This window comes from Pseudomonas shahriarae, from assembly GCF_014268455.2.
Classification (GTDB): domain Bacteria; phylum Pseudomonadota; class Gammaproteobacteria; order Pseudomonadales; family Pseudomonadaceae; genus Aquipseudomonas; species Aquipseudomonas shahriarae.
On record NZ_CP077085.1, the window covers coordinates 2,601,614 to 2,626,363 of the forward strand.

General features: G+C 61.1%; 25 protein-coding genes and 1 pseudogene. 11 read left to right on the forward strand and 15 right to left on the reverse strand.

The features are described from left to right. Positions 1-63: 63 nt before the first annotated feature. From HU773_RS11595 to HU773_RS11605, 3 genes are all read right to left on the reverse strand, one after another. Positions 64-414 carry a DUF6124 family protein gene (locus HU773_RS11595; RefSeq protein ID WP_057959872.1) on the reverse strand — a complete coding sequence of 117 codons (351 nt, stop codon included), beginning with the start codon at positions 412-414 and terminating at the stop codon, positions 64-66. Positions 415-2,044: 1,630 nt separating this feature from the next. After that, entirely contained in the window at positions 2,045-3,289 is a 1,245-nt protein-coding gene (locus HU773_RS11600; RefSeq protein ID WP_057438684.1) for a saccharopine dehydrogenase family protein, read from the reverse strand. 29 nt (positions 3,290-3,318) lie between these two features. Then, positions 3,319-4,416: a carboxynorspermidine decarboxylase gene (locus HU773_RS11605; RefSeq protein ID WP_186626130.1), complete on the reverse strand. Its 1,098-nt coding sequence runs from the start codon at positions 4,414-4,416 to the stop codon at positions 3,319-3,321. A gap of 285 nt (positions 4,417-4,701) precedes the next feature. Here HU773_RS11605 and HU773_RS11610 point away from each other — a divergent pair, with 285 nt between their 5' ends. Both HU773_RS11610 and metE read left to right on the forward strand, forming a co-directional pair. After that, positions 4,702-5,475, forward strand: a complete 774-nt coding sequence (locus HU773_RS11610; protein ID WP_186626131.1) for a M12 family metallopeptidase — start codon at positions 4,702-4,704, stop codon at positions 5,473-5,475. A gap of 119 nt (positions 5,476-5,594) precedes the next feature. Then, on the forward strand, positions 5,595-7,883 hold the full coding sequence (gene metE / locus HU773_RS11615) for a 5-methyltetrahydropteroyltriglutamate--homocysteine S-methyltransferase (RefSeq protein ID WP_186626132.1): 2,289 nt from the start codon (positions 5,595-5,597) through the stop codon (positions 7,881-7,883). A 537-nt stretch (positions 7,884-8,420) separates the two neighbouring features. On the opposite strand, the gene HU773_RS11620 is transcribed toward metE, so the two are convergent. Beyond that, positions 8,421-9,584, reverse strand: coding sequence for an acetyltransferase domain-containing protein (locus HU773_RS11620; RefSeq protein WP_057959870.1), 1,164 nt, complete (start codon positions 9,582-9,584; stop codon positions 8,421-8,423). Between the two features lie 134 nt (positions 9,585-9,718). Between HU773_RS11620 and HU773_RS11625 the strand changes: the two genes are divergently transcribed. Then, positions 9,719-10,264, forward strand: a complete 546-nt coding sequence (locus tag HU773_RS11625; RefSeq protein WP_120732583.1) for a DUF924 family protein — start codon at positions 9,719-9,721, stop codon at positions 10,262-10,264. Positions 10,265-10,371: 107 nt separating this feature from the next. Next, complete coding sequence (yfcF, locus tag HU773_RS11630; RefSeq protein WP_178118167.1) at positions 10,372-10,989, forward strand: glutathione transferase; 618 nt, start codon at positions 10,372-10,374, stop codon at positions 10,987-10,989. Here yfcF and HU773_RS11635 read toward each other — a convergent pair. From HU773_RS11635 to HU773_RS11645, 3 genes are read right to left on the reverse strand one after another with little or no spacing between them, the layout of a single operon-like run. Next, complete coding sequence (locus HU773_RS11635; protein ID WP_057438677.1) at positions 10,964-11,239, reverse strand: hypothetical protein; 276 nt, start codon at positions 11,237-11,239, stop codon at positions 10,964-10,966. The two genes, yfcF and HU773_RS11635, sit on opposite strands and share 26 nt — an antisense overlap. A 47-nt stretch (positions 11,240-11,286) precedes the next feature. Continuing rightward, positions 11,287-12,036 (reverse strand): creatininase family protein, encoded by a 750-nt coding sequence (locus tag HU773_RS11640; RefSeq protein ID WP_057959867.1) that lies wholly within the window; start codon positions 12,034-12,036, stop codon positions 11,287-11,289. Between the two features lie 44 nt (positions 12,037-12,080). Beyond that, on the reverse strand, positions 12,081-12,779 hold the full coding sequence (locus HU773_RS11645; protein ID WP_057438675.1) for a murein L,D-transpeptidase catalytic domain family protein: 699 nt from the start codon (positions 12,777-12,779) through the stop codon (positions 12,081-12,083). Positions 12,780-12,816: 37 nt separating this feature from the next. Between HU773_RS11645 and HU773_RS11650 the strand changes: the two genes are divergently transcribed. The 3 genes from HU773_RS11650 (at position 12,817) to HU773_RS11660 (ending at position 16,230) form a co-directional block, all read left to right on the forward strand. Then, entirely contained in the window at positions 12,817-14,382 is a 1,566-nt protein-coding gene (locus HU773_RS11650) for a L,D-transpeptidase family protein (RefSeq protein ID WP_057959866.1), read from the forward strand. Positions 14,383-14,511: 129 nt separating this feature from the next. Beyond that, entirely contained in the window at positions 14,512-14,889 is a 378-nt protein-coding gene (locus HU773_RS11655; RefSeq protein WP_057959865.1) for a type 1 fimbrial protein, read from the forward strand. Between the two features lie 129 nt (positions 14,890-15,018). Next, positions 15,019-16,230 (forward strand): TPM domain-containing protein, encoded by a 1,212-nt coding sequence (locus HU773_RS11660; protein WP_076964887.1) that lies wholly within the window; start codon positions 15,019-15,021, stop codon positions 16,228-16,230. A gap of 14 nt (positions 16,231-16,244) precedes the next feature. Here the strand turns inward: HU773_RS11660 and HU773_RS11665 are convergent, their stop codons facing one another. The 4 genes and pseudogenes from HU773_RS11665 to HU773_RS11680 all read right to left on the reverse strand — a co-directional run bounded on the left by HU773_RS11665 (position 16,245) and on the right by HU773_RS11680 (position 18,231). After that, positions 16,245-16,736, reverse strand: a complete 492-nt coding sequence (locus HU773_RS11665) for a GNAT family N-acetyltransferase (RefSeq protein ID WP_057438672.1) — start codon at positions 16,734-16,736, stop codon at positions 16,245-16,247. Positions 16,737-16,817: 81 nt separating this feature from the next. Beyond that, the gene (locus tag HU773_RS11670; RefSeq protein ID WP_076964903.1) at positions 16,818-17,255 is read right to left on the reverse strand and encodes a GNAT family N-acetyltransferase; all 438 of its coding nucleotides are present in this window, start codon (positions 17,253-17,255) and stop codon (positions 16,818-16,820) included. Between the two features lie 75 nt (positions 17,256-17,330). Continuing rightward, positions 17,331-17,600, reverse strand: a pseudogene (locus tag HU773_RS11675) (ASCH domain-containing protein); the annotation flags it as partial. A 28-nt stretch (positions 17,601-17,628) separates the two neighbouring features. After that, positions 17,629-18,231, reverse strand: a complete 603-nt coding sequence (locus tag HU773_RS11680; RefSeq protein WP_057438671.1) for a LuxR C-terminal-related transcriptional regulator — start codon at positions 18,229-18,231, stop codon at positions 17,629-17,631. 110 nt (positions 18,232-18,341) lie between these two features. On the opposite strand from HU773_RS11680, the gene HU773_RS11685 reads away from it, so the two are divergent. After that, a complete protein-coding gene (locus tag HU773_RS11685; RefSeq protein WP_076964888.1) occupies positions 18,342-19,955 on the forward strand; it encodes an ATP-binding response regulator in 1,614 nt (537 codons plus the stop codon). Here the strand turns inward: HU773_RS11685 and HU773_RS11690 are convergent. Further along, entirely contained in the window at positions 19,948-20,280 is a 333-nt protein-coding gene (locus HU773_RS11690; RefSeq protein ID WP_057438669.1) for a hypothetical protein, read from the reverse strand. The two genes, HU773_RS11685 and HU773_RS11690, sit on opposite strands and share 8 nt — an antisense overlap. A gap of 192 nt (positions 20,281-20,472) precedes the next feature. On the opposite strand from HU773_RS11690, the gene HU773_RS11695 reads away from it, so the two are divergent. After that, positions 20,473-20,943, forward strand: a complete 471-nt coding sequence (locus tag HU773_RS11695) for a GNAT family N-acetyltransferase (protein WP_128593766.1) — start codon at positions 20,473-20,475, stop codon at positions 20,941-20,943. On the opposite strand, the gene HU773_RS11700 is transcribed toward HU773_RS11695, so the two are convergent. After that, positions 20,924-21,418, reverse strand: a complete 495-nt coding sequence (locus HU773_RS11700) for an HIT family protein (RefSeq protein WP_186626133.1) — start codon at positions 21,416-21,418, stop codon at positions 20,924-20,926. The genes HU773_RS11695 and HU773_RS11700 overlap by 20 nt on opposite strands. Positions 21,419-21,553: 135 nt before the next feature. Between HU773_RS11700 and HU773_RS11705 the strand changes: the two genes are divergently transcribed. After that, a complete protein-coding gene (locus HU773_RS11705) occupies positions 21,554-21,883 on the forward strand; it encodes a DHCW motif cupin fold protein (RefSeq protein WP_076964891.1) in 330 nt (109 codons plus the stop codon). A 991-nt stretch (positions 21,884-22,874) separates the two neighbouring features. On the opposite strand, the gene HU773_RS11710 is transcribed toward HU773_RS11705, so the two are convergent. Then, on the reverse strand, positions 22,875-23,345 hold the full coding sequence (locus HU773_RS11710) for a copper chaperone PCu(A)C (protein ID WP_057438666.1): 471 nt from the start codon (positions 23,343-23,345) through the stop codon (positions 22,875-22,877). Further along, on the reverse strand, positions 23,345-23,950 hold the full coding sequence (locus HU773_RS11715) for an SCO family protein (RefSeq protein WP_057959858.1): 606 nt from the start codon (positions 23,948-23,950) through the stop codon (positions 23,345-23,347). The genes HU773_RS11710 and HU773_RS11715 overlap by 1 nt, the downstream gene beginning before the upstream one ends. A gap of 329 nt (positions 23,951-24,279) precedes the next feature. Between HU773_RS11715 and HU773_RS11720 the strand changes: the two genes are divergently transcribed. Further along, on the forward strand, positions 24,280-24,723 hold the full coding sequence (locus tag HU773_RS11720; protein WP_057959857.1) for a CopD family copper resistance protein: 444 nt from the start codon (positions 24,280-24,282) through the stop codon (positions 24,721-24,723). Positions 24,724-24,750: the final 27 nt, after the last annotated feature.

A 24,750-nucleotide genomic window follows, 5' to 3' on the forward strand; every position in this document is an offset into this window, starting at 1 on the left:
GGGGGTGCAACAACCGGTAGTTGTAGGAGCGAGCTCGCTCCTACATAAAACGGCATTCCAGCTCTACAGGGCCGGTTGTGCGCAGCCATCCAGCGCCTGGTCGACCATTAGCTGCACGCCTTCGAGCATCCGGCAAAGGCCCAGCGCCACGCTGCGGTGCGTACCGTCGACTTCAAAGGCCAGGTGCGTGGCGATCACGTTGATCGACGCCAGGTCTTGCGAGGCATTGATCAGCAGGGTTTCGGCGTCCAGGTCGGTGCGCACGGTAAACAATGCTGCTGACGCCGGGTCGCTGGGTTGAGCGGTTGGGGTGGGGGGCTCGGGGTGCAGATAGTGGTTGATCGCACGATCCGCCGCATCGCGCAGAAGACTGGCATCGTAGCTGGGTGGGGGGTTGGGGCTGTGTTTGATCATGGTGAAGCTCCTGGTAGGTGGAGCTGCCACCGTTCGCGGTCAAACGAGTAGGGTGGCAGCTGTACGCGGGTTGACCGACCGGAAACCAGTGATTCCGGCATACCCGAAGGTATCCCGCGCACAGCTGCCGCGACACGATACATCAGACATAAGAAAAACGCCTGAAATAGGTCTGGGGTGCTGTAGCGTACTGGTTTGGTCGGACGGTCAAATCCGGTCGCTGATTTGGCAGCGGCAACGGGAAGGTTAGTCAGCACCTTTCCGAGGGACAACCTGAAACGGATGTAGGAAGCATCTGGTGCGCCAGCGTTAAGGTGCGCACATCCCGCAAACACCAATAAACCCTGTGGGAGTTGTCGAGCTTTAGCGAGGCTACGATAGCGGTGGGTCAGCCAACATCAATGCCAGCAATACTGCCGCCATCGCAGCCTCGCTGGGGCTCGACAGCTCCCACATTAATTTGGGCCAGTTGGCATTGCGTGTTCGCTGTAGGACGCCAGCGTTAAGGTGCGCACATCCCGCAAACACCAATAAACCCTGTGGGAGTTGTCGAGCTTTAGCGAGGCTACGATAGCGGTGGGTCAGCCAATATCAATGCCAGCAATACTGCCGCCATCGCAGCCTCGCTGGGGCTCGACAGCTCCCACATTAATTTGGGCCAGCTGGCATTGCGAGTTCGCTGTAGGACGCCCACGTTAATGTGCGCAGATCTCGCAAACACCGACAAACCCTGTGGGAGTTGTCGAGCTTTAGCGAGGCTACGATAGCGGTAGGTCAGCCAACATCAATGCCAGCAATACTGCCGCCATCGCAGCCTCGCTGGGGCTCGACAGCTCCCACATTAATTTGGGCCAGTTGGCATTGCGTGTTCGCTGTAGGACGCCAGCGTTAAGGTGCGTAGATCTCGCAAACACCGATAAACCCTGTGGGTGTTGTCGAGCTTTAGCGAGGCTACGATGGCGGTGGGTCAGCCAGCATCAATGCCAGCAATACTGCCGCCATCGCAGCCTCGCTGGGGCTCGACAGCTCCCACATTAATTTGGGCCAGCTGGCATAACGAGTTCGCTGTAGGACGCCCACGTTAAGGTGCGCAGATCCTGCAAACACCGATAAACCCTGTGGGAGGTGTCGAGCTTTAGCGAGGCTACGATAGCGGTTGGTCAACCAATATCAATGCCAGCAGTACCGCCGCCATCGCAGCCTCGCTGGGGCTCGACAGCTCCCACATTGTTTTGGGCCAGATGGCATTGCGAGTTCGCTGTAGGACGCCCGCGTTAAGGTGCGCAGATCCCGCAAACACCGACAAACCCTGTGGGAGTTGTCGAGCTTTAGCGAGGCTACGATAGCGGTGGGTCAGCCAGCATCAATACCAGCAATCCCGCCGCCATCGCAGCCTCGCTGGGGCTCGACAGCTCCCACATTGTTTTGGGCCAGATGGCATTGCGTGTTCGCTGTAGGACGCCCACGTTAAGGTGCGCAGATCCCGCAAACACTGATAACCCCTGTGGGAGCTGGCTTGCCTGCGATAGCTTAGGCACTGGCAACATTGATATCCGCCCATGCAACGATCCGGGCAATGTTTTTGATCGCTCCCACAGGACGTGGGAGCGATCCGTCAATCAAGACGCTATCAGGCGATAGCATCCCAGGCGCGGTCGCCTTTTTCGTCCTTGATACGGGTCGGCAGGCCCATCACGTCCAGTGCCTTGAGGAACGGCTCGGCTGGCAGTTCTTCAACGTTGGCCATGCGTTGCACGTCCCACTCGCCACGGGCCACCAGCAGCGCAGCGGCTACCGGTGGTACGCCGGCGGTGTAGGAGATGCCCTGGCTTTCGGTTTCGGCAAAGGCGTCTTCGTGGTCGGCCACGTTGTAGATGAACAGCTCGCGTGGCTGGCCATCCTTGGTGCCCTTGACCAGGTCGCCGATGCAGGTCTTGCCGGTGTAGCCCGGTGCCAACGAGGACGGGTCAGGCAGCACGGCCTTGACCAGTTTCAAAGGCACCACTTCCAGGCCTTCGGCGGTGGTGACCGGTTTCTCGGAGAGCAGGCCGAGGTTGTTCAGTACGGTGAACACATTGATGTAGTGTTCGCCAAAGCTCATCCAGAACCGCACGTTGGGCACGTCGAGGTTTTTCGACAACGAGTGCACTTCATCGTGGCCGGTCAGGTACAGGTTCTGTGAACCCACTACCGGCAGGTCGTCGGTACGTTTTACTTCGAACATGGTGTTGCTGGTCCACTGGCTGTTCTGCCAGCTCCACACCTGCCCGGTGAATTCGCGGAAGTTGATTTCCGGGTCGAAATTGGTGGCGAAATATTTGCCGTGGCTGCCGGCATTGACGTCGAGAATGTCGATCGAATCAATGCGGTCAAAATGCTGTTGTTGCGCCAGCGCCGCATAGGCGTTGACCACTCCTGGGTCAAAACCCACACCGAGGATCGCAGTGATGTTCTTCTGCTTGCATTCCTCCAGGTGGTTCCACTCGTAGTTGCCGTACCACGGCGGGGTCTCGCAGACCTTGCCCGGCTCTTCGTGGATGGCGGTGTCGAGGTAAGCCACGCCGGTATCGATGCAGGCACGCAGTACCGACATGTTGAGGAAGGCGGAGCCGACGTTGATGACGATCTGCGATTCGGTTTCGCGGATCAGTGCCTTGGTCGCTTCCACGTCCAGGGCGTTCAGGGCAAAGGCCTGGATCTGCGCGGGTACCTTGAGGCTACCCTTGGCCTTGACGCTGTCGATGATGGCCTGGCATTTGGAGATGTTGCGCGACGCGATAGCAATACGACCGAGTTCGTCGTTGTGCTGCGCGCACTTGTGGGCCACCACCTTGGCGACACCTCCTGCACCAATGATAAGAACGTTCTTTTTCAATTGCTTTATCTCTCCTTTATCTGTCCGCTTTACGAAAGGCTGGACAGGTAGTCGTCGTAACCAAATTCACGAACCACTTCGACTGTACCGTCGAGTTGTTTCACTACGATGGACGGCATTTTCAGGCCGTTGAACCAGTTTTTCTTGACCATGGTGTAGCCTGCCGTGTCGATGAACGACAGTCGATCGCCGATGGCCAGCGGCTGATCAAATTGATATTCGCCGAAGATATCACCGGCCAGGCACGACTTGCCGCACACCATGTAGGTGTGTTCGCCATCGCTCGGCGCCAGTTTGGCATTGAGGCGATAGATCAGCAGGTCCAGCAGGTGGGCTTCGATGGAACTGTCGACCACGGCGAGGTTTTTGCCGTTGTACAGGGTGTCGAGCACGGTCACTTCCAGGGAGGCGCTGTTGGTGATCGCCGCTTCGCCGGGTTCCAGGTACACCTGCACGTCGTACTTCTGCGAGAACGCCTTGAGGCGCTGGCAGAACGCGTCGATGGCATAGCCTTCGCCGGTAAAGTGGATGCCGCCGCCGAGGCTGACCCAGTTGACCTTGTGCAGCAGTGCGCCGAAACGTTCTTCGATGGTGTTCAGCATCTGGTCGAACAGGTTGAAGTCACCGTTCTCGCAGTTGTTGTGGAACATGAAGCCGGAGATCTGCTCGATCACGCTTTCGATCTTCACCGGATCCCACTCGCCCAGACGGCTGAAGGGACGCGCCGGGTCGGCCAGCAGGTAGTCGGAGCTGCTCACTTGCGGGTTGACGCGCAGGCCGCGGGTCTTGCCCTCGCTGCGCTCGGCAAAGCGCTGCAGCTGGCTGATGGAGTTGAAGATGATCTTGTCGCAGTTGTCGAGCATCTCCTCGATCTCATCGTCGGCCCAGGCCACGCTATAGGCGTGGGCTTCACCTTCGAACTTCTGGCGACCGAGCTTGAGCTCGTACAGCGACGAGGACGTGGTGCCGTCCATGTATTCCTGCATCAGGTCGAACACCGACCAGGTGGCAAAGCACTTGAGCGCCAGCAGCGCCTTGGCGCCGGACTGCTCGCGCACGTAGGCGATCTTCTGCATGTTGACCAGAAGCTTCTGTTTGTCGATGAGGTAATACGGGGTTTTGATCATTTTTCAGAGCCTGCGGCGGAGCCTGCCAAAAAAGGACAGGCATTGTGCCCGCACTTGCTCAGGATCGAAAGGTTAGTCAGCGGAATTTGCAGGCTTGGGCCTACAGGCCACTCAGGTATTGGTCAGCAAATGGGTGCATAACCCTGTGGCCAGGCGGTCAGGCAGTGGTTTAGTCGCCAGGCGCACGCTTGATCGTCACGCGTAAACCCTTGTCATGGCCCCAGTGGAACCTATAGCGCCGAATTACGACGGAATGGGAAATACATCGCTGCTGGAGCTACGACTTTGACTGTCCAACTGAACGCTCACTTATCTGTCTATCCACCGGACTACCTGCCCAACGAGAACGCCGATCAAACTGCCAAGGGGGAGGTTGCTGCGTCTTCCAGGCAAAAGCGTGGGGTGGCGTCAGCTTCGGCGTTATGGCCACAACACTCAGTCATAAGAATTTCCCTGATGGGCATGAGTAAAGCGCAAGAAGAATTTACCAAAGCCAACATCAATAAATGGGCGCCTCACGTCAATCTGCACTTTGAGTTCACTGACGCCGCCGACGGGGATATCCGGATTGCCGCAGACAACGATACTTCCGGTGGGCATTCGTACTTGGGTACCCGCTCGCTCTATGTACCGCCCGACAAACCTACAATGGTCATCGGCCTCAAGGGTGGGCCGAATGCTTATAACGCCGGTACGATCCAGCATGAGTTCGGTCATGTTTTGGGGTTGCAACATGAACATCAGCACGAAAACAATGATTTGGATATCAATTGGTCCGAAGTCAAGAAAACCTACATGGATAAAGGTGGGGAGAAAGAACTAAAAGCGAATTTTGGGCCGTTGGTTTCCGATGTTGTGTCATCTGACTATGATCGTAAATCCATCATGCATTATGGTTTCAATTCATCCTGGCTCAACAGTGGAGATGCTATTGGGGACAACAATGAGCTCTCCGAGGGTGATATCCACTTTGTCCGCTCGCTCTATCCACCCGAGGTCAAGAAAAAACCAGTTTCTGCCAGTTGGTGGGACTTCCGTCACGTTCAGCCGTCTCCATAAAAAGCCTGGGGCAGGCCGATCATGAGCAAGATTCGTGATCATCTACAGTAAAATGAGTTTGTCTCATTATGACCCGCTGCCGACAATAGCTCCCATACCAACACATTGGAGTTTTTGTCATGGCTGTCGCTCATTCCCTTGGATTTCCGCGCATTGGACGCGATCGTGAACTGAAAAAAGCGCAGGAAGCGTTTTGGAAGGGTGAGCTGGACGAAGCCGGTCTGCGCGCCGTCGGCCGTGAATTGCGGAAGACCCACTGGGACTTGCAGAAACAGGCCGGCATCGAGTTGCTGCCGGCTGGGGATTTTGCCTGGTACGACCAGGTGCTGACCCACTCGCTGATGTTTGGTGTGATCCCCGAGCGTTTCCGCCCGGCTGACGGGCATGCCACCCTCAAGACCCTGTTTGCCATGGCCCGTGGCGTCAGCGACAGCTGCTGCGGCGGTGCCCACGCCCAGGAAATGACCAAGTGGTTCGACACCAACTACCACTACCTGGTGCCTGAATTCAGCGCGGACCAGCAGTTCCACCTGGGCTGGGACCAATTGTTCGAAGAAGTCCAGGAGGCCCGCGACCTGGGGCACACCGTCAAGCCGGTGGTGATCGGGCCGCTGACGTACCTGTGGCTGGGCAAGGCCAAGGGCGGTGACTTCGACAAGCTCGACCTGCTCGACCGCCTGCTGCCGCTGTACGGGCAGATCTTCCAGCGCCTGGCGGACCTGGGCGTGGAATGGGTGCAGATCGACGAGCCGATCCTGGTGCTGGATCTGCCCCAGGACTGGAAAAACGCGTTTGAACGCGCCTACAACCTGATCCAGCGTGACCCGCTGAAAAAACTGGTCGCCACTTACTTTGGCGGGCTCGAAGAAAACCTCGGCCTGGCGGCCAACTTGCCGGTCGATGGCCTGCACATTGACCTGGTGCGTGCACCTGACCAGTACCCGACGATTCTCGACCGTCTGCCGGCCTATAAGGTGCTGTCCTTGGGGGTGGTCAACGGGCGGAACGTCTGGCGCTGCGACCTGGAAAATGCCCTGGCTACCTTGCAGCACGCCCATGAACGCCTGGGTGATCGCCTGTGGGTGGCGCCGTCCTGTTCGCTGCTGCACAGCCCGGTGGATCTGGGGCGTGAAGACAAGCTCGACGCCGAGCTGAAAAGCTGGCTGGCCTTCGCCGTACAAAAGTGTGAAGAAGTCGCGGTGCTGACCCAGGCCATCAACCAGCCCGAAGCGCCGAAGGTGCTTGCTGCCTTGGCCCAAAGCCGCGCCGTGCAAGCGGCCCGCGGGGCCTCGCCGCGTATCCACAAGCCGGCGGTCCAGGCCCGCGTGGCGGCTATCACCGCCAAGGACAGCCAGCGCCAGTCGCGGTTTGCCCAGCGCATCGCCCAGCAGCGCGCCGGCCTCGACTTGCCGCTGTTCCCGACCACCACCATAGGTTCGTTCCCGCAGACCGCGTCGATCCGCCTGGCGCGCCAGTCGTTCAAGGCCGGCAAGTTAAGCGAAGCCGAATATGTCGAGGCGATGCACAGCGAGATCAAGCACGCCGTTGAAGTGCAGGAAAACCTTGGCCTGGACGTGCTGGTGCACGGTGAAGCCGAACGTAACGACATGGTCGAGTACTTTGCCGAACAGTTGGACGGCTATGTATTTACCCGCTTTGGCTGGGTGCAGAGCTATGGCTCTCGCTGCGTGAAACCGGCGGTGATCTTCGGCGACCTGAGCCGCCCGAAAGCCATGACCGTGGAGTGGATCCGCTACGCCCAAGGCCTGACCGACAAGGTCATGAAGGGCATGCTGACCGGCCCGGTGACCATGCTGATGTGGTCATTCCCCCGCGAAGACGTGAGCCGCGAAGTGCAGGCCCGGCAACTGGCGCTGGCGATCCGTGACGAAGTGGTGGACCTGGAAGCGGCGGGCATCAAGATCGTACAGATTGATGAAGCGGCGTTCCGTGAAGGCCTTCCCCTGCGCCGGGCCCAGTGGCAGCACTACCTGGACTGGGCCACCGAAGTGTTCCGCCTGTGCGCCTCGGGTGTGCGTGACGCAACCCAGATCCATACCCATATGTGCTACAGCGAATTCAACGACGTGATCGAGTCCATCGCGGCGATGGATGCCGACGTGATCACCATCGAGACTTCCCGTTCGGACATGGAACTGCTGGATGCGTTCGAAGCCTTCGCTTACCCGAACGACATCGGCCCGGGGGTCTACGACATCCACTCACCCCGGGTGCCCGACGCCTCGGAAATGGCCAACCTGCTGCGCAAAGCCGCCCAGCGCATCCCGGCCGAGCGCCTATGGGTCAACCCCGACTGCGGCCTGAAGACCCGCGCCTGGCCGGAGACGGAAGCGGCGTTGATTCACATGGTTACAGCTGCCCGGCAATTGCGCGCTGAATGGGCGTAACTGCGGCTGACACAAATCCCATTGTGGGAGCGGGCTTGCCCGCGATAGCGGCAGTTCAGTCACTACTTCTGACAACTGACCCACCGCCATCGCAGGCAAGCCAGCTCCCACATTTGAATTGTGGCGGTACTCAAATTCTCTACCACACGCAGACCCCCCTGTGGGAGCGGGCTTGCCCGCGATAGCGGCAGTCCAGTCACTACTTCTGACAACTGACCCACCGCCATCGCAGGCAAGCCAGCTCCCACATTTGATTTGTGGCGGCACCAAAACTCTCTGCCACGCGCAGACCCCCCTGTGGGAGCGGGCTTGCCCGCGATAGTGGCAGCCCAGTCACCACTTCTGGCAACTGACCCACCGCCATCGCAGGCAAGCCAGCTCCCACATTTGATTTGTGGCGATACCCAAATTCTCTACCACGCGCGGATCCCCTGTGGGAGCGGGCTTGCCCGCGATAGCGGCAGCCCAGTCACCACTTCTGGCAACTGACCCACCGCCATCCCAGGCAAACCAGTTCCCACATGTGGATCTTTGTGCTCAGAGGTATTTGAGCCACGCTATATCCCGCCGCCGGGCCTTGAGCCGGGCAAACCAGCGGACGGGCAGGTACAACGCCAGCGGCAGTAACAACGCCACCAGCCACACCGCCCCCACGCTGTCGAACCCAAAGTGCGTCCCCTGATTCAGGCCAAACAGCGCCACACCCATCACGTACAACACCTTCAGCACATACAGGTGCAGCAGGTAGAAGAACATCGGCGCCGCGCCGAACACCGCCAGTATGTCGATCCAGCGCCGCTGCCCGGCGCGTTCAAAGGCCAGCAGCAACACCAGCCCCACGCCCAGGGTCAGCGCCAGGAACAGCAATGACGGCGGATACTTGGTGATGTTGAAGAAGCTCATCCAGGTCTGCACCGGACTGTCATAGTTGTGCCACGGCGCCTCACCGTAACCATTGATCGCGCGCAGCACCCCAAAGCCCACCAGCGCGCAAATGCCCGCCAGCAACAGATACCGCTGACGCCGCGCCGCCGGCATCGCCCCGGAAAACCACGGGCCGAGGCTGTAACCCAGGGCAATCACCCCGATCCACGGCAACACCGGGTAGGTCGTGCGCAGGCGCAGGGTGTCGCTCACCTCGATCCAGCTGCGCTCATGCAGGATCGTCCAGGAAATATGCCACGCCGACCCCGCCGCGAAATGCACGCCATCGAGCAGGTTATGCCCGCCAATGATCACCAGCGCCAGGCCGATCAGCAGCGGGCGGGGCAGCCACACCAGCGCGGCGAGGGCGATCATGCTCACGCCGATGGCCCAGATCACCTGCATATAGATCACGCTGGGGGGCAGTTGGAAGGTCCAGGCGAAGTTCACCAGGGTAAATTCCAGCACCACCAGGAACAGCCCGCGCTTGAACAGAAACGCCGCAACATCGCCACGGCCTTGGTACTTTTCGCCGTACAGATACGCCGACAAGCCGGTCAGCAACACAAACACCGGCGCACACAAGTGGGCCAGGGTGCGGCTGATAAACAGCGCCGGCTCCGTGCTGTCGATGTTCATCGGGTCACTGACCTGGCGGTGCAGCAGGAACGTCTCGCGCACGTGGTCGAGCAACATGAACAGGATCACCAGGCCGCGCAGGGCGTCGATGGAGAGCAGACGTTGGCGTAAACGGGCAGCGGGAACAGCGTCGGTCATGGTGCAGGGTCGCCGGCGGGAATGTAGGGGCGGTTATCTTATAACATTGGTCGGCCGCTGTGGATTTCTCAGTCGGAATCGGGCCCTGCAAGTGCTAGGGTAGGGCGCAGACTTTGACCACCCTGGAGTGACTTATGAGCGTCCCCGTTGATATCAAGGCTGTCGTGCAATTCTGGACGGCGGCGGGCCCATCACGCTGGTTCAAGAAAGATCCACAGTTCGATGCCGAGTTTGGCGCCCGCTTCCACGAGGCGCACTTCCAGGCAGCCAGGGGCGAACTGGAACACTGGATGGACGAGCCCGAAGGCGCGCTGGCGCTGCTGATCCTGCTCGATCAATACCCGCGCAATACCTTCCGGGGTACCGCCCATATGTTCGCGACCGATCCACTGGCCAGGGCTTATGCCGCACGTATGATCGACGCCGGGATGGATCGGCTGATTGATCCGGCATTGCGGGCGTTTTGCTATTTGCCTTTCGAACATTCCGAAAGCCCTGAGGACCAACAACGGTCTTTGGCCTTGAACAAGCAGCTCGACGCCAGTACCTATCACTGGGCCAAGGAACACGCCGAGATCATCGAGCGATTCGGTCGCTTTCCGCACCGCAACGCGGCGTTGGGCCGGGTGACGACTGAGCAGGAGCAGGCGTTCCTCACGGGCGGCGGATTTTCTGGCTAGTATTCCTCGCGGGAATGGGCCGATAAAAAAGCGACATTGTATTTATCGCCGCACATCTCGTAGCGTGGCTGCTCACCCAAGGAGATGCCACCGTGACTGACCTGCCGATGCGCTTATACGTCGATGCCCTGTTCACCAGCCCGTATGCAATGTCGGTGTTTGTGACCCTGCGGGAAAAAGGCCTACCGTTCGAGGTGCGCCCCCTCGACCTTGACGCGCTGGAGCAGCAGTCGCCGGTGTTTACCGGGCTGTCCGTGACCCAGCGGGTGCCGACCCTGGAGCAGGCTGGGTTTGCCTTGTCCGAGTCGTCGGCGATTACCGAGTACCTGGAGGATGTGTTCCCGCAGGTGCCGGTGTATCCCAGGGAGCCGCGCCAACGTGCGCGGGCACGGCAGATTCAGGCATGGTTGCGCAGCGACCTGCTGGCGATCCGCCAGGAACGCTCCACACTGGTGGTGTTTTGCGGGGTCCAGTATGGCCCGTTATCAACCCAGGCCCAGATGGCGGCCGACAAGCTGATTGCGGCGGCGCAGCAATGGTTGGCCGAGGGCGACGACTACCTGTTTGGCCAATGGTCGATTGCCGATGTGGACCTGGCCGTGATGCTCAACCGGCTGATCCTCAATGGCGATCCGGTGCCCGCGCGGTTGGTGGCATATGCCCAGCGTCAGTGGCAGCGGCCATCGGTACAGGCCTGGGTCAACCAGGCACGTCCGGCGTTGTAGCGCCCAGCGGCCATTCCTGCGCGACTCGGCGGTCGAGGTCTTCCCAGTCTTCCATGCCGAGCACCCGGGTGGTGTTCAGGCCGCGTATGTAGCCGCGCAACTGCTGGGCGGCGGCGCTGGCCTGATCGGCATCGGCAGTCGGGTCCTGCAGGACGTTTTCGTACTCGATCAAATAGTCGGCAACGCGCTCGCGATACTCTGGCAGGACGGCGTTGCGGATGCGATCAAAGGTCTTCTGATGGGGTTTCATGGAGAGGTCCTTCTTATAGATTTTATTGTGTGCCGGTGTCGCAACCGTCAGTGTGGCATGGCTTCGCGGCTGAAAGCCTCCACTGCGGACACCAGGCCCTTGGCGGCCAGCACCACCAGTTCAGCACCTTTCTCAGGCGTTGCCAGGGCCGGGTCGGAACCCATCCGACCATCCGGGTGGCGGGCGCGGAAATCCTGGGCCTCGCGGATCGGGCCGGAAGACGCGATCTGTGGTGAATAGTCGGCGGTCTTGATCAAGTCCGGATAAGCCCATTGGGTAATCGCAATCTCGGAAGGGGTGGCATGGGTGCCATGCCCCGTCGGGAACTGCGCGCGCGCCAGTTCGCCAACACCTTCCAGGTCCCACCAGTTGCACAGCTTCAAGGCAAAGCCGGCAGGGCGACGGGCGAAGCTGGCCTCGGCGTACAGTTCGGAAAAGGCGGCTTCGATGGTGGCGATATTGCCGCCGTGGCCATTGAGAAACAGGATTTTCTCGAAGCCGTGGGCCGCCAGGGAGCGGGTCCAGTCACCGATGGCGGCGATAAACGTCGACGGGCGCAGGGAGATGGTGCCGGGGAACCCAAGGTGATGCTGGGCCATGCCGATATTGAAGGTCGGGCCGACCAGGATATCGGCGTCTTTTTGCGCGTGATGGGCAATGATTTCCGGGCACATCCAATCGGTGCCCAACAGGCCGGTGGGGCCATGTTGTTCATTGGAACCGATAGGAATCACCACGGTGCGGCTACGGTCGAGAAATTGGCTTATCTCGATCCACGTTGACTGGTGCAAAAGCATTGGAGGTTCTCTCTCTGGTCAGGCTCGGCCTTCCAGATACTACCTCAACCGGCGCTGGCGATCTGGCGCGGCTTGCAATTGAGGTAGGGCGAGGATTTCAGCCAGCGCTGGTCGGGGTACCAGGAAAACATGAACTGGCCATCCTTGAGTTTGTCCACCACCTGGCGCGCCACCTGCGGACGCACGGCGGGGCAGCCCTGGCTGCGGCCGATGCGGCCTTCACGCTTGCTCCACAAGGGGCTGACGTAGTCGGCGGCGTGGATCACGATGGCACGGTCGCGGGCCTGGTCATTGAACCCCGGCTCCAGGCCGTCCATGCGCAGCGAGTAGCCATGGGTGCCCTGGTAGCTCTCCTGGGTGCGGAACAACCCGAGGCTGGATTGATGGCTGCCTTCGCTGTTGGAGAACTGGGTGGCGAAGTTTTCCCCGGATTTTTGCCCGTGGGCTACCAGGTCGCGTAGCACCAGTTTTTTTTGCCGCAGATCGAAAATCCACAGGCGACGGGCGGTCGAAGGTTGCGAGTAGTCGATCACGGCCAGGCGTTCAGAGCGTTCCTGGCCGTTATTGACAGCACACTGCATCGCGCTGAGGGCACTTTTAAGTACAGTGGGATTGAGTTCTGGAGCCGAGCGCGCCAGGCTGTTATACAAGGTATGAGGTTTGGCATTCTCTGCGAAGGCACCCGTACAGAACGCGCCCAGGGTGGCGGCGATCAGGCCGAGTCGGCAGTAAATATTCAGCATTTATCAAGCATCTCCGCCGTAGATTGGAGCTAAGCCATTGTTCAAAAAACACGCATGTTACTTGAGCCTTTGCTTGCTCGTAGCACCATTGGTCGCCATGGCCGATGAACTGCCAGTCGAGCCGCCAAACCCAGTACAGCTGGCACTTGGGCAGTTGTCGAGTGTTTGCCCCGATTTGGCGACCCAACTGGATACACCGGCCGAGCTGCGGCTGCAGGCTTTTTACCAGCAACAAGGCAATGCTGCCCTGTGGTCGGTGGACGATCGCCGAACGGCCCTGCAGGGCCAGTTGCTGTTGCTGGCCGACGACGGCCTCGATCCGGCGCACTACCGGCTGCCCGACGTGGCAACCACCAGCAATGTGCTGTGTACCGACTTCGCAACCAGCCAGCACTACCTGCAGGCCCTGCATGACTTGCACTATGGCCGTTTGCAGCAGGCCCATTACGAGCCGCTGTGGCATTCCCAGCCGCCAACTGAGGATCCGGCCGTTGCGGTGCTGGCCCTGGCCAACGCGGGGCTTGCGGATATGCCGGCGGCGTTCGACCAGGCCCGGCCCGCAGCCGATCTGTATCGTAGCCTGCGCGCGGCCTATGCCACCCAACGCCTGCAACCCTTGCCGCAGTGGGGTGTGATTGCCGACGGCCCATTGCTGCGTCCCGGCGGCGAAGACCCACGGGTACCGGCCCTGGCCCGACGCCTGGTCAGTGGCGGCCAGTTGGCGAGCGTGCCCAAGGGCAATCAATACGGCAATGAGCTGGTGGCGGCGGTGAAGCGCTTCCAGGCCAGCCATTCGCTGCAAGCCGACGGGGTGATCGGCCCGGGCACGGTGGCCGAGCTTAACGTCAGCCCGGCGGTGCGCCGCGAGCAACTGCGGGTCAACCTCGAACGTTTTCGCTGGCTGGCCCAGGACCTGGAGCCGGATGGCATTCTGGTCAACGTCGCGGCGGCCCAGTTGAGTGTCTACCAGGGTGGTGTGCCCGTGTGGCAGACCCGCCTGCAGGTGGGCCGCGCCGAACGGCAGACGCCGCTGCTCAAGTCGCGCATCACACGCCTGACCCTCAACCCCACCTGGACCATCCCGCCGACCATCATGCGCGAGGACAAACTGCCGGCCATCCGCCTGAACCCGGAGTACCTGCGCCAACAGAACCTCAAAGTGCTCGACAGTGAAGGCCGCGCCCTGTCGCCCGAGCAGGTGGACTGGTCGCACCCCGGCAACATCCTCCTGCGCCAGGACGCCGGCCCGCGCAACCCGCTGGGCAAGATCGTCATGCGCTTCCCCAATCCATTCTCCGTGTACCTGCACGATACGCCCAGCCAACCGTTGTTCAGCAAGGGGCCACGGGCGTTCAGCTCGGGGTGTGTGCGGGTGGAGCAGCCGATGCTGCTGCGCGATCTGCTGGTGAACCCGGCAGAAAAAGCGCGGACCGAGGAATTGCTGGCGACCGGGCTGACCCATGAGTTCCGCCTGGCTACGCCGGTCCCGGTGTTGCTGGGGTACTGGACGGTGCAGGTGGATAGCCAGGGGGCGTTGCTGTACGCGCCGGATATCTATGGCCGCGATGGCGTGCTGTTGAAGGCTCTGGGCGCGGTCCTGTAGGTGCGCAGCGAGGCGCAATATGAGACCCGGTTGGCATCCTTGAAAAATTAACCATCAGGCATTTCTCAAACACTCAAGAAACCGACCAAGCTTGCCGACGTGATGGGTACATACCCAGGAGCGTTCAATATGAGCAGTCAACGTTTGGCAGTCGGTATCAGCCTGTTTTTCGCGCTCGTCAGTGGCACTGCCCAGGCGGCGCCCGTGAGCCACGGTGTTATCCATTTCCGCGGCAGCATCGTCGAGGCAACATGCACTACGGGCGATGGGGCGGGGGCGACATTGGCCCTGAGTGGTTGCCCGCAGTTTGTACCCGCAAGCAACGTCAGCGCCCAGGGTGTCGAGCCGGTGCGTACCGTCAGTGCCTTGGACCACTCGGTGGTCAAGGTCAAGATGGTGACTGAAACGCGCGATGGTCGTTACTTCGATCGGCAATACAACTTGAGCGATGCGGCAGGCAAACCGTTGCGTTCAGGGGCTTACCTGGTGACGCTGAGTTATCCCTGATTGTCGCGATGTCGAAGGTCCGGCTCGCAGGGGCGTGTTGCCACGAACTTTTCCCGTCAGCCTGGAGATTCAACGCGGGTTGATCAGGTAAAGTCGGCGTCTTCAGGATGAAACGTCAGGTAACAAACTATGGGGCAGTTTATACGGCAATCGGTCTTGGGCCTGCTGGTCATGGTGTTCACCACGCTGGCCGTGGCGCAAACGGCGCCTCCGGCATTGGAGAATGTGCCGCTGAACCAGCGGGTGATCGACCTGACCCATACCCTGGATACCTCGACCCAGCAGCGTCTGACTGAGCAACTGGCAGACCTCGAACAACGCAAAGGCGCGCAAATCGCCGTGATGCTGCTGCCGAGTACGGGCGATGCTGACCTCGAAACATTCACCACCCAACTGTTTCGCGCCTGGAAATTGGGGCGCAAGGGCATCGACGACGGTATTTTGCTGCTGGTGGTCAAGGACGACCGCACTGTGCGGATCGAAGTCGGTTACGGCCTGGAGGGGGTGGTCACGGACCTGTTGAGCGACCGGATTATCGAGGAGCAACTGAACCCGGCGTTTCGCCAGGGCGATTACGCTGGCGGTGTGCAGCGCGCCGTGGACGCCCTGACCGTGCTGGTCGAGGGGGGGGACTTGCCGGCAGTAGACCAGACCCGGGAAACAGTGGATGAAACTGCGGTGTTGCTGGCGCTGATTCTGGGGGCCGTCGGCGGGGTGCTGCTGGCCTCGGGCAAGCTGCATTGGCGCCGCGGCCTGATTGCCGGCCTGGTGCTGACTGTGTTGCTGACGGCACTGGCCGCGATCAATGGCAAGGCCTGGCCGATCTATGTGCTGGCGCTGCCGTTTTGTATGTCGATCAGCGCGGCCCTGTTCGGCGCGTTATGGCAGGCCAAGGCGGTGTTTTATTGCGTAGTGGGGCTGATGACCTACAGCATCGGCCTGGGGTTGGTGGATCACTACCTGACTGAAGTGTCCTTTATGAACTGGCTGGCATGGCCGCTGGCCGCGCTGGCGGTGCTGGGCCTGTACCTGATCCTGTTCGCGGTGATGAAAGCCGCCTGGAAACACAGTCGGCTGGGTTTTTGCGTGCAATCGGTGATGGTGCTGGGGGTGTATGGCGCGGCGGGGTACATGCTGGAGATGGGGCTTGATGGCTGGTTGTTCGCCTGGCCCATCAGCTCGTTCGCGGCGTTGTTCATTTATGGTCAGGGCACGGGCGGGTCGAGCTCCGGTTCCAGCGACCGTTCAAGCTCCAGCTCCAGTTCAAGTTCAAGCTCCGGTGGCGGGTTTTCCGGTGGCGGCGGTTCCAGCGGCGGTGGTGGGGCCTCAGGGAGCTGGTGAGGCCCCGTGCCGGCTCAGAGCGTCATCACCATTTCATGCCAAGCCATCCCGCCGTGGTCTGACGCCGAGGGCTGCACATACTGGTAACCCATGCGCGTGTACAGCGGCACATGCTGCTCCTTACACATCAAGTGGATGGTCTGTTTGCCCATCCCGCGCATGCGCTGCACAAAGGCTGTCATCAATTGCGTGGCGTAGCCCTTGCCCTGGTGCGCCGGGTCCACCACCACCGACATGATCACTACATTCGGCGCATCCGCTGAGTGCCCCACCAACTCCTTGAAGGCCTCATCCGACATCACCACATCATGGGCGCAACCGCCGTTGATAAAGCCCACTACCTGACCGTCCGCTTCCAGAATCAGGAAGCCTTGCGGGTACAGGGCGATACGCGTGGCGATCTTCTCCAGGGTCGCGGCTTCATCGCCCTCATAGGCGCTGATTTCGATCTCGTAGCAGCGGGCGGCGTCTGCCGGCGTGGCGTTGCGCAAGGTGAGGGCGGGCATGGGGATTCCTGGGCTGGGCGATTGAACGAGGGGCTGCATGATAGCGGGGTCGGTGCGCTGGCGAAAATCCCAGCGGCAGGCTTATTGCCGGTGCTTCTCCATCCGAATATCCCCGTCCGCCAATTGCTCAACCTCCACCCAGCCCAGGCGCTGGTAAAACCCACTGGCCCGGCTCGCTTGGGCGGTTTCCAGCCAGATCTGTCGATGGTGCTGGAACAACAAGGCTTCGGCCTGCTCCATCAGTTTGCGGCCCAGCCCGCGGCCTTCGAATTCGGGGCGGATGAAGGCGGCAAATACACAGCCGTCGTCGATATCGGCCATGGCAAACCCGACCGCTACACCTTGCACCTCGGCGACCCAGACGCAGGGCGCTTGCTGCATGGCTAGTTGGATGGCATCGGGGGTGATGCCCATTTCTGCCAACTGCTCGTGGGACAGGTGGTTTTCCCTGACGCTGGTGCGAATGTCGAAGATGGCGTCGATATCTGCCGGGGTGGCGACTCTGATAGGGCTGTTCATGCAGTTCTCGCCGTTATCCATGAATTCAACGTCGTAGATCCCGCGTGCCGCCAGGGCGGTGAAGGGGCGGGTGAGCGGCCGTACATCACTCAGTTCCCAGGCGAGCCAGCCTTCCTCGAAATAGCTGGCGCAGGCCGCTGGCACGTCCTCGGGGGTGAACGCACGCACTGCTTTTACCCGTACGATGGCGACGGCCACGCCGGTTTCATCTTCATCGCCATCGGTATGCAGGAAGCGCCCGTTCTCGACAATCAGCAGGTCCTGGGACGGCTCCAGTTGTGGCTGCCAGCGGCGTATTTCCAGGGTTTTTTCGCCTGCGGCGATGCGGCTGCCGCTGGGGCGCACGATGGAGAGGGCTTTGATGGTGCTGCTCCTAAAGAGGGGTGTTGTACTTCACTGCCGCCGCTGCCCGCGATGGCACGTTCAGACTTCTCAACAACCCCGACACATGGATGCGTACGGTAAACGGCGAAATATCCAGGGCCTTGGCGATTTCCTTGTTGGTCTTGCCTTGGGCGATCAGTCGCAACACCTCCTGCTGGCGCGCGGTCAGGGTGTTGGTGTCCAGGGGCAACAGCCCCGAGGGGGCGAACTTGACCAGCACCTCGCCCTGGCGGATGGCGAGCAGGGCCTGGCCGATTTCTTCGGGGGCGATGTTCTTGCCGATAAAACCATCGGCGCCCAGCGCCATCACCTGTTCGATCAACCCCGGGTCATCGACCATCGACACCACGATTAGCGTGGTGCGCCGCAGTTGCTGGCGCAGCTCGCCCAACTGGCTGATACAGGTCAGGCCGGGGAAGCGCAAATCGAGGATCAGGGTGTCGACTTCGCTGCCGCTCTTGAGCAGGTGCAGCACTGTATCCAGATCGCCGGCCTGTTCCACGCGGGCCTCGGGCAGCAGGCGTTGCACGGTGCGCAGCATGCCTTCGCGAAACATGGGATGGTCGTCGGCGATGATGATCCGGCATGTCATGGTGTGCTCCTCCCTGGGGCCAGGTTGTGTGGCGTGCTACTTTACCACTCTGCTCAGCGCCTGCCTGCTGGGGGCACAGTTTAGACGATGACCGTACAAGGACGTTGCCCATGAAGTTCGTGAAAGACGCCGAACTGGACCAAGCCAACCTGCGTATTGTGGTGGCCGTCTGCGCCATTGTGTACATCAGCCTGCTGGGCTTTTTGCCGGGGCAGTCGATGGACCGCTATGTGCCGGTGATTATTTATATTTGCCTGTTTCTGCTGGTCTCGGTTGTGCTGCGTCAGGTGATTGCACGCTGGCCCGGGCATTACCCGGCGCGACGGGTTTTCGGGATGATCCACGACTACACCGGCACCTCGTTCGGCCTGGTAGTCGGCGGCGAGGCGGCATTGCCGCTGTATGCGGTGATGGTCTGGGTCAACCTGGGCAATGGCATGCGCTATGGCTCGCGCTACCTGGCGATTGCCACGGGCCTGGCGTTGCTGGCGCTGCTGATTGTGTATCGGCTGACCCCGTTGTGGCAGGCGCAGCCCTTTATGGTGCTGATGCTGATGATTACCAGCACGGTGATCCCGGTCTACGCCCACCTGCTGCTGGAGCGCACGCGCAAGGCGTCTGAAGAGGCCACCGCCGCCAACCTGGAAAAGTCGCGCTTCCTCGCCCAGGCCAGCCATGATCTGCGCCAGCCCATCCACTCCATCGGCCTGTTTACGGCGTGCCTGCGTGAAGCGCGGTTGGGCGATGAGGAGCGGCGGCTGGTGGACAATATCGACCGTTCGCTGCTCAACGTCTCGCAGTTGTTCCGCTCCATTCTCGATCTCTACACCCTGGATAACGGCCGGCTGCTGCCCAAATACCAGGTGGTGCATCTGGGTGAGTGGCTGGCCGACCTGCTGCGGCAAAACGCCGAAGCCGCACGCTGGGCCGGCGTAGAACTGCGCCTGCGCCCCTGCGCCCACTGGGTGCGGGTGGATCCGGCGCTGTTGGCAACGATGGTGCAGAACGTGCTCTCCAATTGCTTCAAGTACGGCGGCCAGCGCCCGGTACTGATCGGCGTGCGCCAGCGCGGCGGCGAGGTGCGGGTGGAGATTCACGACCAGGGCCGGGGGATTGCCGAGGAGCATCTGCCGCGGGTCTTCGAGGAGTTCTATCGCGTCCGCCACCTGCGCGACAAGGACGTCGAAGGGGTCGGCCTGGGCTTGTCCATCGTCAAGCGTCTGGGGCAGTTGATGGACATGGACGTGGTGCTGCGCTCCCGGGTGGGCCATGGCACGTCCGTCAGCCTGCGCGGGTTGCACCTGGCGACCGCGCCCCATCAACCCCCGGTGCGCGACGATGCACGCCAGGCGGGGCTGTTGACCGGCTTGAAAGTGTGCCTGGTGGAAGATGACCACAACGTGCTGCTGGCCACCCAGGCATTGCTGGAGCGTTGGGGCTGCCAGGTGCAGGCGGAGTCGAGCGGGCATAACCTGGTCAGCGATTGCGACATCATCGTCGCCGACTATGACCTGGGCAATCACGCCACCGGTATCGAGTGCATCGACCGGTTGCGTGCACAGCGTGGCGTGGCGGTGCCGGCGCTGATTCTGACCGGGCATGAGGTGGAGAAGATCCAGGCGGCGCTGCACGACCGGCAGATCGCCATTTTGTCCAAGCCAGTGCGCCCCGCTGAACTACGGGGCACCCTGCGCGACCTCAGCCAGGGGCCGGTTACTAGTTAAACGGCGTCAACCCGTTACCCCGGGCGCCCTTGGGTTGGCAGTAGGCGGCGGGTTTCATCATGCCAAAGCTGGCCACTGCAAACATCCCGCCGCTGGCACCGCTGGGCACGGAGCAGTTGTAGTCACCGGAGGCGGTGCTGGCGATGTAATAGGTGGTCATGGAGTCGCTGCGGACATTGGAGACACGCTTGACCGGCTCGCCGAGGTTGGTTTCCGAGAGGGTCTTGAGGTGGTCTTCGGTGGGCTTGATATTGCTGCAACCGGCAACACCGAGCATCAGGGCGCCCAACAGGGCAAGGCGGGCGACAGGGGAGTGCAGTTTCATGGCGTGTCTTCCTTGGGGTTGTTTTAGTGTTTTCAACGCACAACGATCCCTTGCACGGCGGGTTCGACGTGCTGGCGGGGAGCATTGGAGTACCGGGGAATATAGCGCCGGGGGCCTGCGGGGTCGATTAGCACAAGTGTGCTAATGGCACCTTGAGGTCACGGCAAACAGAGTTAATTCAGGGAGATTCGCATGCTGCAAATCAGACGCGCCACCGACGACGATGGCCCCATCGCCTTCGACATTCGCCGTCAGGCGATCCGCGGCCAATGCATCGGCGCCTACACCGCCGAACAGATGCTGACCTGGACCCGTGGCGCGGCCGAGGACGGCTATACCGCGCTAATGGCCAAGCCGTTTTACCTGGGCTGCGTCGATGGCGAGCCGGTCGCCACGGGCATGCTTGACCCGGCGCACCGGGAAGTGGGAGCGCTGTTTGTGCTGCCCGGTTCTATCGGGCGCGGTTTTGGCCGGCAGATGCTTGAGCACCTGGAGCAAGTGGCGCTGGAGTTGGGGATTGAGGAGGTGGTGCTGGACGCGACGTTGAATGCCGCGCAGTTCTATCGCAGGCGTGGTTATGAAGGCTGCGAACAGTCCATCTATCATTCGCCTTCGGGGCTGGAGCTGGCGTGTATCCCGATGGTCAAGCGCCTGACTGTTTGAACGCCGCCCGCAGCCGCTCGATCACGTCCGGCACCGTGAGCCCGGCCGTCGCGGGTGGCGTCGGGTTCTCACCGAACTCGCGCCAGATAAACAGGGTGAGTTCGGCCCCATCCGTCGCCGCTTGCCCGTCGCTGCCAGTGCCGAAGTCTTGCAGCACCCGGTAGCGCTCATCCTCCCAGAACAGCGTTTCGACCCAGTCATAGACCGGGATCAAATGAAAATGCAGCGGGAAACCGGGCATATGCCCAAAGCGGCTGATGTATAGCCACTTGGGTTGGAGCTGTACTTCCATCACCCGCTGGGTTTTCGCCAGTAGGCCACCCATTTCCGCCAGGGCCGCGTCGGGCAGGTCAGCCAGCGAGCTGATTGGCGTCTTGGCCCCCAGCATCAAATAACCGGGCAGGGCCGAGGCCAGGTGATGGTTGAGCAGCCAGTGTTCGGTTTCGTGGAGGATATGGGACGGAGCAATGTGCATGGCCGGGCACCTAGGTCGGGCCGGCAGGATACCAAAGGCAACCCCCTGTATCCCAGAAATGGGCGCGATCTGTGTCTTTCGACGGGCGGGTCTTGTGGGTACTGTCCTGCTCTTTGCTTTAACGCTGAGGCAATCATGGATCTACTGGCTACCCCTTTTGGCACCACCGACTGGTCGAGCGTCGAACCAGAGTTGCACCCTGGCGAAACCGGCAGCGCCCTATGGCGCACCTGCCATTTCGGCACCACCCGCGTGCGCATGGTCGAATACAGCCCTGGCTACCTGGCTGACCACTGGTGTTGGCGCGGTCATGTGTTGTTGTGCCTGGAGGGGGAGTTGCAGACTGAACTGGAGGATGGCCGCCAGTTCACCCTGACGGCGGGGATGAGTTATCAGGTGGGCAACGACAGGGACGGGCACCGGTCGAGCACAGCCACCGGGGCCAGGCTGTTTATTGTGGATTGATTAGTCGTCCATCGGCTGAGATGGATCCATCGTGGGGTTTTCAGAGTTTGGTGTCTCGGCACAACTCCCGTATTTGATGGGCGGTGTGGCACAAAGCTCTGCACTCGGCAAAGATCCCCTGTGGGAGTTGGCTTGTTCGCGGTGGCCATCGGTATCCTTTTCTGGGTATGTGTACATATCCGTTGCTGCGGTTATGGCCACTTAGGGTTCCGCCCTTACGGCGGGTCACTTTGGAAGAGCGCCAAAGTAAGCAAAGCGCTCTTGCCCCACCACTCGGTGCCTCGCCTAGGCTCGGCATGCCCGCAGTCAGGCATTGCTCCGTGGGCCCGCCGCGATCGGCCATCCCTGGCCGTGTCGCGGCTACCCCGGCATCCATGCCGGGGTGCCCACTGCGCAATACCTGCCTGCGGCCAGCGTGGTTTAACGGGGCGCCTGAGATCAAGATCAAAAGCCAGATCAAAAGCAGAGCAACAGCAACAGCAAAGCCGGGGCGCGAAGCTGCATTCCCCCCTGTGGGAGCTGGCTTGCCTGCGATGGCGGTGTATCAGTCGATAAATGTATTGGCTGATGCACCGTCATCGCAGGCAAGCCAGCTCCCACAGGGGTACGCACACGCTTCGACGATCAGGTCGGCTGTCAGGCCGCCTCGCTTTGCTTTTGATCTGAGGCGCCCCGTTAAACCACGCTGGCCGTCATCCGATATTGATTTTGGGGGTAACCCGGCAGGACGCCGGGTTAGCCGCGCTGGGCCATGGATGGCCCATCGCGGCGGCCCCCCAAATCAATGTCGGATGACGGGCACACCGAGCCTAGGCGAGGTGCCGAGTGGTGGGGCAAGAGCCCTTTTGGTTACTTTTGGGGCTCTTTTCCAAAAGTGACCCGCCGTAAGGGCGGAACCCTAAGTGGCCGTAACCGCAGCAACGGATATGTACACATACCCAGAAGAAGATACCTAAGGCCACCCCGAGCAAGCCAGCTCCCACCCTCAGGATCAATGGTTCATATGATGACCACCAGCACTACCCAGGCTGCGGGCCGGGGCCTGGATTTCGAGGGTCTGCTTGTCACCCTTGGCATCTTCCACCGTCAGGGTCAGCGGCACCTGGTCGCCTTCCTTGATCTGGCCCGTCAGGCCCATCAGCATCACGTGATAACCCTCGGGATCAAGCTTCACCGCCTGGCCGGCCGGCAGTGCCACGGCATCCACCGGGCCCATGCGCATGACGTCGTCTTTCATGCTCATCTCATGAATCTGCACTTCCTTGGCCACCGGCGACTTGACGCTCAGCAGCTTGCTGTCGCTGTCGGCGGTGAGGGTCATGAATGCCCCGCTCGAATGCTGCCCCGGTACGGTGGCGCGGGCCCAGGCATCGCTGACCTGGACCTGGGCGCTGGCGTGGGCGGCGAGGCCCAGCAGGGAAAGGCCGAGGGCGATGCGCTTGAGGGTGTGGACAGCAGTCATTAGCAGACCTCCATGACGGTGAGCAGGTCTTCTGCGCACTCTTTGGCGTTAAGGGATGCCGACAGGCCCAGGCGCAGGTTGCTGCGGGTGTCGAACACAAAACTGGTGGCGGTGTGGGACAGGGTGTAGGTGTCGCCTGCGGGGATCTTTTCATAAAAGATCCCGAACTCCTTGGCGGCCACGGCGATTTCTTCCGGCGTGCCGTAGAGCGCTTCGAAGCTGGGGTCGAAGGCCTTGACGTAGGCGTCGAGCACTTCGGGCGTATCGCGTTCCGGGTCCAGGGTGATAAAGATCACCTGCATGATTTCGCCGTCGCGGCCCATCAGCTTCTTGGCCTGGGCCATGCGCGCCAGGGTGGTGGGGCACACGGCCGGGCACTGGGTGAACCCGAAGAACACCACCGGCATCAAGCCGCGAAACGAAGTCAGGGTCACGGTTTCGCCGGCGGTATTCTTGAGCTTGAACGTGCGGCCCATGATCTTGTTGCTCAGATCCTTGCCGTACTTGAAATTCAGCTTGGGGCCGGTGTCACAGCCGCTCAGCAGGCCCAGGCCCAGCAGGCCCATACCGGTGAGGACCTTGCGGCGGGTGAGTAACGTATTCATGAAGTGGGCGTCCCGTGAAGCGCCTGACGGCTGCGCATAACAGGTCAGTCAGGCTTTGAAAAGCGGTGAACAAGCAGGGTGGGTAGTCTACCGGTGTTGATCACGCTTGATAATCTGCGACGTTCTGCCACAGGGGCGGTCGCCACCTTACCAGCCGAGGGGGCGATTGCGTCTGTGGCACACTGTCGCAGACGCCTTGAAACGCCCGGCGTACAAGGCTTTGGGCAAATGTTTCAACGATTATCAGGGCTCTTGACCCGCATCAAGGCAGCGTCCCCCCGGCCTGGGGCACAGTCACGCCATACGGACCGGCCCACTGTGAGGCGCTGATGCTCTATCTCCTGTTTCTGCTGGCCCATCTGTTCGCGGCGCTGATGTTTATCGGCACGGTGTTCTTTGAAGTACTGATCCTCGCCAGCGTGCACAAGCAACTGCCGGCCCGCGTCATGCTGCTGGTGGAGCAGGGCATCGGCAACCGTGCCAGGGCCTTGATGCCGTGGGTGCTGCTGGTGCTTTTCGGCGCGGGTATCGGCATGGTCTGGTTGCGCTATCTGCCGGTGCTGGCGGCGCCATCGAGTTCGGCATTCGGCGCCTTGCTGACCCTCAAGTTGATCCTCGCCGCCAGTGTGCTGATGCATTTTTTGCTGACGGTGTGGCTGATGCGTCGTGGGCGGGTCAGCGCGGCCTATTTGCGCTTCGTTCATCTGAGCCTGTTCTGCCATATGGTCGCCATTGTGTTGCTGGCCAAAAGCATGTTTTACATCACCTGGTAACCCCCCTCGTATTCCCTGGCCTTGATG

What these genes read in the sequence shown, in the direction of transcription:
- HU773_RS11595 (WP_057959872.1), bottom strand. Translation starts at nt 414, where the DNA reads ATGATCAAACACAGCCCCAACCCCCCACCCAGCTACGATGCCAGTCTT.
- HU773_RS11605 (WP_186626130.1), bottom strand. Translation starts at nt 4,416, where the DNA reads ATGATCAAAACCCCGTATTACCTCATCGACAAACAGAAGCTTCTGGTC.
- metE (WP_186626132.1), top strand. Translation starts at nt 5,595, where the DNA reads ATGGCTGTCGCTCATTCCCTTGGATTTCCGCGCATTGGACGCGATCGT.
- HU773_RS11620 (WP_057959870.1), bottom strand. Translation starts at nt 9,584, where the DNA reads ATGACCGACGCTGTTCCCGCTGCCCGTTTACGCCAACGTCTGCTCTCC.
- HU773_RS11625 (WP_120732583.1), top strand. Translation starts at nt 9,719, where the DNA reads ATGAGCGTCCCCGTTGATATCAAGGCTGTCGTGCAATTCTGGACGGCG.
- yfcF (WP_178118167.1), top strand. Translation starts at nt 10,372, where the DNA reads ATGCGCTTATACGTCGATGCCCTGTTCACCAGCCCGTATGCAATGTCG.
- HU773_RS11635 (WP_057438677.1), bottom strand. Translation starts at nt 11,239, where the DNA reads ATGAAACCCCATCAGAAGACCTTTGATCGCATCCGCAACGCCGTCCTG.
- HU773_RS11640 (WP_057959867.1), bottom strand. Translation starts at nt 12,036, where the DNA reads ATGCTTTTGCACCAGTCAACGTGGATCGAGATAAGCCAATTTCTCGAC.
- HU773_RS11645 (WP_057438675.1), bottom strand. Translation starts at nt 12,779, where the DNA reads ATGCTGAATATTTACTGCCGACTCGGCCTGATCGCCGCCACCCTGGGC.
- HU773_RS11655 (WP_057959865.1), top strand. Translation starts at nt 14,512, where the DNA reads ATGAGCAGTCAACGTTTGGCAGTCGGTATCAGCCTGTTTTTCGCGCTC.
- HU773_RS11660 (WP_076964887.1), top strand. Translation starts at nt 15,019, where the DNA reads ATGGGGCAGTTTATACGGCAATCGGTCTTGGGCCTGCTGGTCATGGTG.
- HU773_RS11665 (WP_057438672.1), bottom strand. Translation starts at nt 16,736, where the DNA reads ATGCCCGCCCTCACCTTGCGCAACGCCACGCCGGCAGACGCCGCCCGC.
- HU773_RS11670 (WP_076964903.1), bottom strand. Translation starts at nt 17,255, where the DNA reads ATGAACAGCCCTATCAGAGTCGCCACCCCGGCAGATATCGACGCCATC.
- HU773_RS11680 (WP_057438671.1), bottom strand. Translation starts at nt 18,231, where the DNA reads ATGACATGCCGGATCATCATCGCCGACGACCATCCCATGTTTCGCGAA.
- HU773_RS11685 (WP_076964888.1), top strand. Translation starts at nt 18,342, where the DNA reads ATGAAGTTCGTGAAAGACGCCGAACTGGACCAAGCCAACCTGCGTATT.
- HU773_RS11690 (WP_057438669.1), bottom strand. Translation starts at nt 20,280, where the DNA reads ATGAAACTGCACTCCCCTGTCGCCCGCCTTGCCCTGTTGGGCGCCCTG.
- HU773_RS11695 (WP_128593766.1), top strand. Translation starts at nt 20,473, where the DNA reads ATGCTGCAAATCAGACGCGCCACCGACGACGATGGCCCCATCGCCTTC.
- HU773_RS11700 (WP_186626133.1), bottom strand. Translation starts at nt 21,418, where the DNA reads ATGCACATTGCTCCGTCCCATATCCTCCACGAAACCGAACACTGGCTG.
- HU773_RS11705 (WP_076964891.1), top strand. Translation starts at nt 21,554, where the DNA reads ATGGATCTACTGGCTACCCCTTTTGGCACCACCGACTGGTCGAGCGTC.
- HU773_RS11710 (WP_057438666.1), bottom strand. Translation starts at nt 23,345, where the DNA reads ATGACTGCTGTCCACACCCTCAAGCGCATCGCCCTCGGCCTTTCCCTG.
- HU773_RS11715 (WP_057959858.1), bottom strand. Translation starts at nt 23,950, where the DNA reads ATGAATACGTTACTCACCCGCCGCAAGGTCCTCACCGGTATGGGCCTG.
- HU773_RS11720 (WP_057959857.1), top strand. Translation starts at nt 24,280, where the DNA reads ATGCTCTATCTCCTGTTTCTGCTGGCCCATCTGTTCGCGGCGCTGATG.